This is a genomic window from Clostridium sp. (assembly GCF_040797585.1).
Classification (GTDB): Bacteria; Bacillota; Clostridia; order Clostridiales; family Clostridiaceae; genus Clostridium_Z.
The window spans coordinates 1-11,898 of record NZ_JBFNEO010000076.1 but is presented as its reverse complement, the minus strand read 5'-3'; the positions used below and the strand labels follow the sequence as shown (position 1 = coordinate 11,898).

Annotated in this window: 8 protein-coding genes; 6 read left to right on the top strand and 2 right to left on the bottom strand. The window is 34.1% G+C overall.

The window, feature by feature from the left end; translation table 11 throughout:
• Positions 1 to 307: 307 nt before the first annotated feature.
• From dpaL to xdh, 6 genes are all read left to right on the top strand, one after another.
• Positions 308 to 1,522: a diaminopropionate ammonia-lyase gene (gene dpaL, locus AB2369_RS06810; protein ID WP_367665726.1), complete on the top strand. Its 1,215-nt coding sequence runs from the start codon at positions 308 to 310 to the stop codon at positions 1,520 to 1,522.
• Between the two features lie 83 nt (positions 1,523 to 1,605).
• Positions 1,606 to 2,793, top strand: a complete 1,188-nt coding sequence (locus AB2369_RS06805) for a YgeY family selenium metabolism-linked hydrolase (RefSeq protein ID WP_367665727.1) — start codon at positions 1,606 to 1,608, stop codon at positions 2,791 to 2,793.
• A 12-nt stretch (positions 2,794 to 2,805) separates the two neighbouring features.
• Positions 2,806 to 4,392: an amidohydrolase family protein gene (locus tag AB2369_RS06800; RefSeq protein ID WP_367665725.1), complete on the top strand. Its 1,587-nt coding sequence runs from the start codon at positions 2,806 to 2,808 to the stop codon at positions 4,390 to 4,392.
• A 329-nt stretch (positions 4,393 to 4,721) separates the two neighbouring features.
• Entirely contained in the window at positions 4,722 to 6,053 is a 1,332-nt protein-coding gene (gene ssnA / locus AB2369_RS06795) for a putative aminohydrolase SsnA (protein WP_367665724.1), read from the top strand.
• Between the two features lie 124 nt (positions 6,054 to 6,177).
• A complete protein-coding gene (locus AB2369_RS06790) occupies positions 6,178 to 7,281 on the top strand; it encodes a 4Fe-4S binding protein (protein ID WP_367665723.1) in 1,104 nt (367 codons plus the stop codon).
• A gap of 135 nt (positions 7,282 to 7,416) precedes the next feature.
• Positions 7,417 to 9,969: a selenium-dependent xanthine dehydrogenase gene (gene xdh, locus AB2369_RS06785; RefSeq protein WP_367665722.1), complete on the top strand. Its 2,553-nt coding sequence runs from the start codon at positions 7,417 to 7,419 to the stop codon at positions 9,967 to 9,969.
• A gap of 238 nt (positions 9,970 to 10,207) precedes the next feature.
• Here the strand turns inward: xdh and AB2369_RS06780 are convergent, their stop codons facing one another.
• Together AB2369_RS06780 and AB2369_RS06775 are read right to left on the bottom strand one after the other, a co-directional pair.
• On the bottom strand, positions 10,208 to 11,164 hold the full coding sequence (locus AB2369_RS06780) for a methyl-accepting chemotaxis protein (protein ID WP_367665721.1): 957 nt from the start codon (positions 11,162 to 11,164) through the stop codon (positions 10,208 to 10,210).
• A gap of 61 nt (positions 11,165 to 11,225) precedes the next feature.
• On the bottom strand, positions 11,226 to 11,898 hold a 673-nt coding region (locus AB2369_RS06775; protein WP_367665720.1), incomplete at its 5' end, for a DUF2225 domain-containing protein.

The window sequence follows — 11,898 nt, the reverse complement described above, 5'->3', positions numbered from 1 at the left end:
AATGTAGGAAGATGCAGAGAGGATTTTTGTATCAAAATGATAAAAGCTTTAATTTTCTAGAGAATTTTAATTATCATTTTGATAAAAATATTATATAAATGATAATAAAATAACTTTTATTCCTAAAAATTAGAATGAACTATGATACATAGGAAGAGAGTTGAGAACATTTAGAAATGAAAAGGTTTCAATGTACGTATTAGTAAGAATAATCTCTATTTTAAAAATAAAATGTTATGTTTTGAATTTTGGCACGGTACTTGCTGTATATATAAACGAAATTAAATCGGAAGAGAGAGGGAGAGTAATGGAAAAAATTAAGTGGAAAGAAAATACATTGCCTAAAACTGAAAATAAGGAAACATGCATAGACTTTTTAAGTGTTGAAGAAATATCTAAAGCAAAGAGCTTTCATGAGAGTTTTCCTCAATATACAAAGACACCACTTGTTAAGTTAGATAACTTAGCAAAGAAATTAGGCGTAGGTTCAATATATTTAAAAGATGAATCTTACCGTTTTGGATTAAATGCTTTCAAGGTTCTAGGTGGATCTTTTGCAATGGGTAAATATTTAGCTCAAAGACTTGGAAAAGATATAAGCGAATTAGGATTCGAAAAGCTTACATCTGAAGAAGTTAAGAAAGAGCTTGGAGATATAACTTTCTATACAGCTACTGATGGAAATCACGGTAGAGGAGTTGCTTGGACTGCAAACCAATTAAAGCAAAAATCAGTGGTTTACATGCCAAAGGGATCTTCATTAACAAGATTAAACAACATAAAGGCAGAAGGTGCAGAGGCATCTATAACTGACATGAACTATGATGATGCTGTTAGATTAGCAGATAAGCATGCTACAGAAACTAATGGAGTTGTAGTTCAAGATACAGCTTGGGAAGGTTATGAAGAAATACCAGCATGGATAATGCAAGGTTATGGAACAATGGCTTTAGAAGCTTTAGAGCAGTTAAAGGAATATGGAGTTGATAGACCAACTCATATATTTGTACAAGCTGGAGTTGGTTCTTTAGCAGGAGCAGTTCAAGGAGTATTTGCTTCAGTTTATAAGGATAACTGCCCAACAACTGTAGTAGTTGAAGCAGAAGAAGCAGCATGTCTTTACAAGTCAGCTGTAGCTAATGATGGTAAGGCTTACTTTGTTGGAGGAGATATGCCAACAATAATGGCAGGTCTTGCTTGTGGAGAGCCAAACACAATATCTTGGGATGTATTAAAGAACCACAGTGCAATGTTTGTTGCTTGTTCTAACTGGGTTGCTGCTAAGGGTATGAGAATACTTGGAAATCCACTATGTGGAGATACTAAGGTTATATCTGGAGAGTCAGGAGCAGTTTCTGCAGGACTTGTATCAGCAATAATGACAGATGACAACTACAAAGACTTAAGAGATACATTAGGTTTAGATGAAAATTCTAAGGTTCTTATGTTTAGTACTGAAGGAGATACTGACCCAGATAAGTACAGAAGTATAGTTTGGGATGGAGAATATCCAAGCATCTAGTAAGATTTAAGAGAAAACCTAAAAAGTATAGTTAATATATATTTGGTATAAATATAGTTTAAAGAAGGGGTTGAAGTAAAATGATGTTAACTAATGAAAGAAAAGAACAGTTAACTAGAGTTTGTCAAAGCATGTTAAGATGTCCAAGTGTATCTGGACAAGAAGGTAAGGTAGTTGAAGCTATAAAAGAAGCTTTTAAAGAGTTAGGATATGATGATTGGTTTGTAGATGCATATGGTAACGTTATAGGACATATAAAAGGAAACAAGCCAGGAAAAGCAATATTATTTGATGGTCATATAGACACAGTTCCAGTTCCAAACAGAGATAAATGGACACAAGATCCATTTGGTGGAGAAATAGTAGATGGAAAGATCTACGGACGTGGAGCTTCTGACATGAAAGGTCAAACAAGTGCTATGATGTCAGCTGTTGCTTACTTTGCTAAGGATACAAACAGAGAATTCGAAGGAGATCTTTATGTAGCAGGAGTTGTTCATGAAGAGATATTTGAAGGAGTATCTGCAAGAAAAATAAGTGAAGCTGTAAAGCCTGATTATGTTGTAATAGGTGAGTCTTCAGAGTTAAACCTTAAGATAGGACAAAGAGGAAGAGCGGAAATAGTTATAGAGACTTTCGGAAAACCAGCTCACTCTGCTAACCCAGAAAAGGGAATAAATGCTGTTTATAAAATGGCTGATGTTATTCAAAAAGTACAAAATATAGAGCCACCAGTACACCCAGTACTAGGAAAAGGAATATTAGTTTTAACTGATATAAAATCTTCTCCATACCCAGGAGCATCTGTTGTTCCAGAATACTGCAAGGCTACTTTTGATAGAAGACTTTTAACTGGAGAAACTAAAGAAGAAGTTTTAGCTCCAATTCAAGCTCTATTAGAGGAACTTATGAAGCAAGATTCAGAATTAAATGTTAAGGTTTCTTATGCAATAGCTCAGGAAACTTGCTATACTGGAGAAATTATAGAAGGAGAAAGATTCTTCCCAGGTTGGTTATATGATGAAAAGGATGAATTCGTACAAGCAGCTTATAAGGGATTAAAAGAGGCTGGAATAAATCCAGAAATAACTCAATACTCTTTCTGTACTAACGGAAGCCACTATGCTGGAGAAGCAGGAATAAAGACAATAGGATTTGGTCCTTCTAAGGAAAACCTAGCTCATACAATAGATGAGTATATAGAGCAAGAGCAATTATTCATAGGAGCTGAAGGATATTACGGTATACTTAAGTCTGTATATAATAAGTAGGAGATGATTTCAATGAAGCTTTTAATAAAAAATGGACTAGTAATTGATGGAAACAATACTAAACCATACGAAGCTGATGTATTATTAGAAAATGAAAGAATAGTTGAAATAGGAGCTATTAAGGAAGAGGAAGGTTATAAAGTAATAGATGCTAAGGGTAGAGTAGTTTGTCCAGGGTTTATAGATACTCATAGCCACTCTGATTTAAAAATTCTTGAAAATCCTTATAATGAGATAAAAATAAGACAGGGAATTACCACAGAAGTTTTAGGCCAAGATGGAATATCTATGGCACCATTACCAAAGGAATATATAAGTTCTTGGAGAAAGAACTTAGCTGGCCTTGATGGAGTAAGTGATTCTATAGACTGGGAATATGAAACTACTGATAATTATTTATCTATGATGGAAAAGGGAGGAGTAGGTTTAAATGAAGCTTACTTAGTACCTCATGGAAATGTACGTATGGAAGCTATGGGTCTTGAAGATAGAGCAGCTACCAAAGAGGAAATAGAAAAAATGTGTGAAATCACAAGAAGAGAAATGGAAGCTGGAGCTTTTGGATTATCCACAGGACTTATATATATTCCATGTGCATATTCTCAAACAGAAGAGTTAATTGAGATGTGTAAGGTTGTAGCTGAATATGATGGATGTTTTGTAGTTCATCAAAGAAGTGAAGCAGATACAATTCTTGAATCTATGGAAGAAGTTATAGAAATAGGTAAGAAGTCAGGGGTTAAAGTTCACTTTTCACACTTTAAGGTTTGTGGAAAGAATAACTGGAAGTATATAGATCCTGTTATAGAACTTCTTGAAAAAGCTAAAAATGAAGGAATAAAAGTTTCCTTTGACCAGTATCCATATGCAGCTGGTAGCACTATGCTGGGAGTTATACTTCCACCATGGGCTCACTCAGGTGGAACTGATAAGCTTATTGAAAGATTAAATGATCCTGAAATGAGAGCAAAGATGAGACATGATATGGAACACGGAATTCCAGGATGGGACAACTTTGTTGACTTTGCAGGAATGGATCAAATCTATGTAACTAGTGCTAATACAGAGAAAAATCAAGATGCTATAGGTAAAAGTCTTGTAGAACTTGGAGAATTAAGAGGTATGGATCCATTCGATGCTACTTTTGATTTACTTCGTGATGAAGAGAATGCAGTAGGAATGGTTGACTTCTATGGTCTTGAGGAGCATGTAATTAAATTCCTAAAAAGACCAGAGCAAAATGTATGTACAGATGGATTATTATCAGGAAAACCTCATCCAAGAGCTTACGGTTCTTTCCCTAAGATTTTAGGAAGATTTGTAAGAGAACAAGGAGCTTTAAAGCTAGAAGAAGCAATCTATAAGATGAGTAGAAAAGCTGCTGAAGCAATGAATATAAAGGATAGAGGGGTACTTGAAGTTGGAAAGCTTGGAGATATAGTAATCTTCGACCAAGACAAAGTGTGTGATAAGGGAACCTTTGTAGATCCAATTCAATATCCAGAAGGCATAGATTATGTAATAATCAATGGAAATGTAGTTATTGAGGAAGGAACTTACCATAAAGTGAAAGCTGGTAAGGTAATAAGAAGATCTTAACTTCTACATTTGCTAAAATAATATGAGTTTTAGTATTACAATGTTTTATTTATGCTTTAAGATATATGTTTTATAAAGCATTGATATTTAAAATTCTAAGAACAGATTCAGGGTATGAAATAAGGGGTAATTAAAATAGATTATATGTATATATAGAGATATAAAATAAGGGGTATTGGTTTAACATATAGATAGAACGGACAGTAGTTATAAAGGGGTTTTAAATTTGTATATGAGAACTTTAAAAGTTCTCATATACCTTAAAATAAGGGGTTTGGAATAAATAAAAAGTGCCTAAGCCTTAAATTTATCTTAGGAGGAATAAAGATATGATTTTAGTAGGTAATGGTAGAGTTGTCACTCAAAATAGTGAAATGCCATATGTTGAAAACGGTTGTGTTGCAATAGAGGGCAATGTAATTATTGAAGTAGGAACAACAGAAGAATTAAAGGCTAAATATGAAGGATATGAATTCATAGATGCAAAAGGCAAAGTTATAATGCCTGGTATGGTATGTACTCATCACCACATATATAGTGCTTTTGCAAGAGGTATGTCCATAAAGGATGCACCAGTTAGTAAGAACTTTAGTGAAATATTAGAAAATCTTTGGTGGAGACTAGATAAGAAGCTTACTCTAGGGGATACAAAGTATAGTGCTTATACAACTTTAATAGATTGTATAAAAAATGGTACAACTACTGTATTTGACCACCATGCAAGTCCATTTTCAATAACAGATAGTCTTTTCACTATAGGGGAAGTAGCAAAGGAGATTGGAATAAGAAACTGCTTATGCTATGAGGTTTCTGATAGAGATGGACTAGCTATAACTGAAGAAGGAATAAAAGAAAATGTAAACTACATAAAGCATGCCAGCGCTCAAGAAGATGATATGACAAAGGGTATGTTTGGTCTACATGCAGCATTTACTTTATCTGATGAAAGTTTAAATAAGTGCGCAGAAGCTATGGAAGGATTAGATACTGGATACCATGTTCATACTGCTGAAGGAAGAGCAGACCTTTATGATAGCTTAAATAAATATGGTAAGAGAGTTGTGAATAGATTATATGACCATAAGATTTTAGGGGAAAAATCAATAGCTGTTCACTGCATCCATGTTGATGGTCAAGAGCTTGATATAATAAAGGATACAAATACTAATGTTGTTCATAACCCAGAGTCAAATATGGGTAATGCAGTAGGATGTTCACCAGTAATTGAAATGATGAAAAGAGGTATAAACCTTGGTTTAGGTACTGATGGATATACTAATGATATGTTTGAATCTTATAAGGTTGGAAACATAATTCATAAGCATAGCTTATGCGATCCAAGTGTTGCATGGGGAGAAATACCAAAGGCTTTATTTGAGAATAATACAAATATAGCTGGAAAGTATTATAAGAAACCAGTAGGACTTCTAAAAGAAGGAGCTTATGCAGATGTTATAATAGTAGATTATAACCCATTAACTCCAATGAATGGAAGTAACTGCAATAGCCACATACTATTTGGTATGACTGGAAAGAGTGTTGAAACAACTATAATAAATGGTAAGGTTGTTATGAAGGATAGAGAGCTAGTTAATATAGATGAGAAAGCAATATTTGCTAAATCAAGAGAGCTAGCAGCTAAGCTTTGGGAAAGAATATAAGTTTAAAGTTAAACAATAGTGTTTATTAAAAACAATAGTTAAAATTAGCAGCACTTAAAGAGTTGTTAATCATAAATTAATTTAAAAATAACCAGTAAGGTTTATTTCAAGGGGGAAAATTAAAATGGCAAAGTTAAATGTTAATATCTTAGGAATGGAATTTGAAAATCCAATATTCACAGCAGCAGGTCCAGGAGCTAAAGACGGAGATTTATGTGTTGAGGCAGTAAAAGGAGGAGCAGGTGGATTAATAACTAAGACTATATCTGTAGATCCAGCTCCAGTTCCAAGACCATGTATGGCTAACACTAATGCAGGATTCTTAAATACAGAACTTTGGTCAGAGCTTCCAAAGGAGCAATGGGTAGAGAAGGAATATGTAAGAGCTAAAGAAGCTGGAGTACCTATGATAGTTTCTATGGGATACACTAAAGAGCAAATAGCTATAGTTGCTCCATTAGTTAAGCCTTTTGCAAATGCAGTTGAAATTTCAACTCACTATGTTGGAACAGACGTTGCTCCAATAGTTGAAACTATGAAGACAGCTAAGAAAGCATTAGGAGATAATATACCAGTATTCATGAAAATGAGCCCACATACTGACATTGCTCAAATAGCTAAGGCTCTTGAGAATGCAGGAGTTGATGGATTAACTATGATAAACTCTTTCGGACCATGTATGGCTATAGATGTAAACTCAGGTCTTCCAATAATGGGATCTAAGACTGGATACGGATGGTTATCAGGAGCTCCAATAAGACCTCTTGCTATAAGATGTATATATGAAGCAGCTCAAAGCGTTAATATTCCAATAATAGGTGTTGGTGGAGTAACTAACGGAAGAGATGCAGCAGAAATGATAATGGCTGGAGCAGCAGCAGTTGAAGTATGTACAGAAGCAATACTTAAGGGACCAAAGGCATACGGAAGAATAGCTAAGGAATTAAGTGATGTTCTAGATGCTAACGGATACAGTGATGTAAATGAAATAAGAGGATTAGCAGCTAGAAAGGTTAAAGAAACATTAGAAAACAGAGGTAGATTACATGCAATAGCACCAGTTGTTAACCATGACAAGTGTATTAAGTGTGGAATCTGTAAGACAAGCTGTGTATATGAAGCTATAGCTATAGGCGATAAGCTTAACATAGATGGTAACAAGTGCTTTGGATGTGGATTATGTGTAACTAGATGTCCAAAGAATGCTTTAAGCATATCTTTAGTTTAAGAATTAAACTATAAACATAGTAGTAGAAGTCCTTGTAACTACTATATACAATTAATATTTTGGGATATAACTTTAAAGGGACATTTATATGTCCCTTTAATTAATAAATTTTTAGGTTAAATAGGGGGAAGTATAGTGTTTGAATTTACTTTAAATGGAAAACAAGTCCAGGTTTCAGATAATAAAAGCTTTTTACAATACCTAAGAGAAGATGCAAGAATGACATCAGTTAAAAACGGCTGCGCAGAAGGTGCTTGTGGAGCTTGTATGATAATAGTTGATGGAAAAGCAGTTAGAGCATGTCTTAATACTATTGAAAAGGTAGCTGGTAAGAATGTAGTAACTGTTGAGGGAATAAGCGAAAGAGAAAAAGAAGTATTCTCATGGGCATTCTCTACAGCAGGAGCAGTTCAATGTGGATTCTGTATACCAGGAATGGTTATAAGTGCAAAGGCATTAATAGATGTTAATCCTAATCCATCAAAGATTGAGATAAAGAATGCTATAAGAGGAAATGTTTGTCGTTGTACAGGATATGTTAAAATAGAGAAAGCAATTGCTATGGCAGCAGAAGTTTTAAGAGAAGGAACTGAGGTTCCAAAAACTACTTGCAAAGGACTAGTTGGAGAGGGAATCCAAAGAGTAGATGCAGTAGAAAAAACTTTAGGAACTGCTGTATATGTAGATGATATGCAAGTTCCAGGAATGCTTCATGCTGTTGCAGTAAGATCAAAGTATCCAAGAGCTTTAGTTAAGGCTATAGATACTGCTGAAGCTAAAAACATGGATGGAGTAGTTTCTGTAATTACAGCTGCAGATATTCCAGGAAATAAAAAGGTAGGTCACCTTGTTAAGGATTGGGATGCGTTAATTGCTGTAGGAGAAGAAACAAGATTTGTTGGAGACGTAGTTGCTTTAGTTGCAGCTGAAACTAGAGAAATTGCTTTAAAGGCAGCAGCTTTAGTTAATGTTGATTATGAAGAGCTTAAACCAATTTCAAATACAGAGATGGCTAGAGAAGAGAACGCTCCAAAACTTCATCCAAACGGAAATGTATTAAAGGTTGAGAGATTAAATAGAGGTAATGTTGAAGAGGCAATAGCTAATGCTAAGTATGTTGTAACAAAGGAATATTCAACTCCTCCAACTGAGCATGCTTTCCTTGAGCCAGAATGTGCTTTAGCAATGCCAGAAGGTGATGGAGTTCTTGTTTATACTGGAACACAACACGTATTTGATGACCAACATGAAATAATGGAGTTATTAGGATTACCAGAAGAAAAGGTAAGAATAATAAGTAAGTATGTTGGTGGTGGATTTGGAGGAAAGGAAGATATGAGCTGTCAACATCATACAGCTTTACTTGCTTACTTAACAAAGAAGCCTGTTAAGATGGCATTAACTCGCAAAGAAAGTATAATGACACATCCTAAGAGACATGCTATGGATATGAAATTCACAACAGCTTGTGATGAAAATGGTAAACTTGTTGCATTAAAGGCAGAGATAGTTTCAGATACAGGTGCTTATGCATCTTTAGGTGGACCGGTTCTTCAAAGAGCTTGTACACATGCTGGTGGACCATACAGCTTTGAGAATATAGAAATAACAGGAACAGCTGTATATACTAATAACCCTCCAGGAGGAGCATTTAGAGGCTTCGGAGTTACACAATCTGCTTTTGCTTTAGAGTGTAACATGAACTTATTAGCTGAAATGGCTGGATTATCTCCATGGGAAATTAGATATAGAAATGCTGTTGAGCCAGGAATGGTTCTTGCAAATGGTCAGATTGCTGACGAAGGAACTGCTATAAAAGAATGTTTAGAAGCAGTTAAAGAAGAGTATGAAAAGTATCCATATGCTGGTATAGCTTGTGCTATAAAGAACGCAGGAGTTGGAGTTGGAGTACCTGATATAGGTAGATGTAAGTTAGCTATAGTAGATGGAAAGATTCACCTAAGAACAAGCGCAGCTTGTATAGGACAAGGTCTTGCAACTACTATGATTCAAATAGCTACAGAAGCTACAGGATTAAACTTCAATGACTTTATAGCAGATGCACCAGATACTCATATGACACCAAACTCTGGTACAACAACAGCTTCAAGACAAACTGTACTTACTGGAGAAGCTACTCATCAGGCAGCATTAAACCTTAAGTCAGCTTTAGATTCTGGTAAGACTTTAAAAGATCTTGAAGGACAAGAGTTTTATGGAGAGTTCTTCCCACATACAGACCCAATGGGAAGCGACAAGCCAAATCCAGTAAGCCACGTAGCTTATGGATATGCTGCTCAAGTAGTAGTTATAGATGAAAATGGAAAACTTGTTAAAGTTGTAGCAGCTCATGACGTTGGAAAGGCTATAAACCCAATTAACGTTGAAGGACAAATAGAAGGTGGAGTTGTTATGGGACTTGGTTATGGATTAACTGAGGATTATCCATTAAAAGACTCTGTTCCAACAGCTAAGTTTGGTACTCTTGGATTATTTAGAGCTCCAGCTGTACCAGAAATAGATTGTAAAATAATAGAGAAGAATGATATAGATTTATCTTATGGTGCTAAGGGTGTTGGAGAAATAACTGTTATACCAACAGCTCCAGCAGCACAAGGAGCTTACTATAAGCTAGATGGTAATTTTAGAACTAAGCTTCCACTAGAAGGAACAGCTTATAAGAAATAAATATAAAAAGGAGAAGAGTTAGCTCTTCTCCTTTTTATTATATAATAGGCTTTTATCTGATGGCCACTAGCTTGTAGCTCACCCATACTCTTAAAAGGTGGCGGGTAGCAGTTGATACGCTTCTAGATTAACGCATTTAACCTTCATATGGTGGAAAGAACACCATATGAAGGAAGATTCGTTCTATAAAGTTTTAAGGCTTCATAATTTTAAAATATGTATAGGTTAAAGAATTGTCTTAAATTTTATTAATTAAAGAAGTTATGTTCTTAATATCAGAAGTCATGGACTTTATAGCCTTATTTTGAGTATCTATTGATGCTGAAATCTCCTCTGTAAACTCATGATTTTCTTCAGAAATATTAGATATATTTTTAATGTTAGATATAACTGAATTTTTCTTATTAGAAGTAACAGATAAATTAGATATACATTCCTCAATTTCTGTATTTGCTTCAGTTATACAATTTTTTATTTCACTAAAGCTATTTTTAGCATCATATATAGCAACACCTTGAGTATCTAAAGAGTTTGTACCAGAATTTATAGCAGAGGAAGCATTTAGTATGTCTACTTTAATTTCATTTAATATTTTCGTTATGTTTTCAACAGCAGCCTTAGAATTCTCTGCAAGCTTTCTAACTTCTCCGGCTACCACAGAAAAACCGCGACCAGCTTCACCAGCTCTAGCAGCTTCAATAGCAGCATTTAGAGCAAGGAGATTAGTTTGACTTGCGATTTTACTTATAGAATCTGTAATAATATTTACAGATTCAAGTTTGCCCACAAGATCTTTTACAGATTTATTGGATATATTGAATGTTTCCTTTAAGGTTTTTAAGGATTCATCTAGATTATCCATGGTACTTATACCAGTATTTATTGCTTTATCAGAGTCAACAATTTTAATTTGAACATTAACTACGTTAAAAGCAAGAGCCTCCATATAACTATTAAAGTCTTCTAACATATTAATGGAATTAGATATATGAGTAATTTGCTCACTACTTTTTAAAGCCATATCATTTATAGAGCTGTTTATATGAGAAGATGAAGTTTCAACTTCCATATAGTGATTTTTCAAGTCATTAAGAGCTAGGGTTATTTCATCCTTGTCAATAGGATGTGAAGTAGTACATTCTTTTATTTCGTTTACATTTTCATGATAAGATTTATTATTTTTTAATTTAAACATTATATCACTCCTAAAACTATATTTTAAATATATCGAATTTAAAATTATAAACTTAAGGGTTTTATCCTTGAGTACTTTCTCTTATTAGGTCTTTCATATCCCTTGCGAGCTCCTTTAGTTTATGGGAAACTCCAGGGGTAGTAATAACTTTACTTATCCAAATTAATGCTTCAGAATAATTTCCAATACGTCTATTGATTTCTCCTATAAGGTACATGGTAGTAAATTTGTCCATTCCGTATATGGGAAAAGGTTCGTTTAAAAATGCATTTTTAAAGCCCTCTAGGGATTTAGAGAGAAATAATGTCTCATCTTTATGTTCTTTAAGTCTATACATCCAGGAAAGTTTAAGACAAGTAATTGCCTTAGAACTATCCTTTCCGTTTATAACTACATAGTTAAGAAGAGCAAGTTTGTATCTTTCAATTGCTATATCTAAATCATAAAATTCAGGATAGTCTTTTCCTCTCCACTTTGAAGTTATATTTTTTAAAATAAGATCCTTTTGAAATTCACGAATTTTAGAAAAATCAGATTTTAAAGAAGTATAGCCACAGCTATTACAAATCCAAACCTCATAAAAGTAAGGATTTATATTACTATATGTTATAAAAAAGTCACTATCTCTTCTTACCATTCTAGGAGCATATACCTTTACAGATCTTACTTTAAAATTGTTATCACATACAGGACATATCACTGACCTGTCATATAAAAATGAAGAGGGAGTAGGC

Bases quoted from the DNA above. Each gene is read 5' to 3' on its own strand.
- dpaL (WP_367665726.1), top strand. From the start codon at position 308: ATGGAAAAAATTAAGTGGAAAGAAAATACATTGCCTAAAACTGAAAAT.
- AB2369_RS06805 (WP_367665727.1), top strand. From the start codon at position 1,606: ATGTTAACTAATGAAAGAAAAGAACAGTTAACTAGAGTTTGTCAAAGC.
- AB2369_RS06800 (WP_367665725.1), top strand. From the start codon at position 2,806: ATGAAGCTTTTAATAAAAAATGGACTAGTAATTGATGGAAACAATACT.
- ssnA (WP_367665724.1), top strand. From the start codon at position 4,722: ATGATTTTAGTAGGTAATGGTAGAGTTGTCACTCAAAATAGTGAAATG.
- AB2369_RS06790 (WP_367665723.1), top strand. From the start codon at position 6,178: ATGGCAAAGTTAAATGTTAATATCTTAGGAATGGAATTTGAAAATCCA.
- AB2369_RS06780 (WP_367665721.1), bottom strand. From the start codon at position 11,164: ATGTTTAAATTAAAAAATAATAAATCTTATCATGAAAATGTAAACGAA.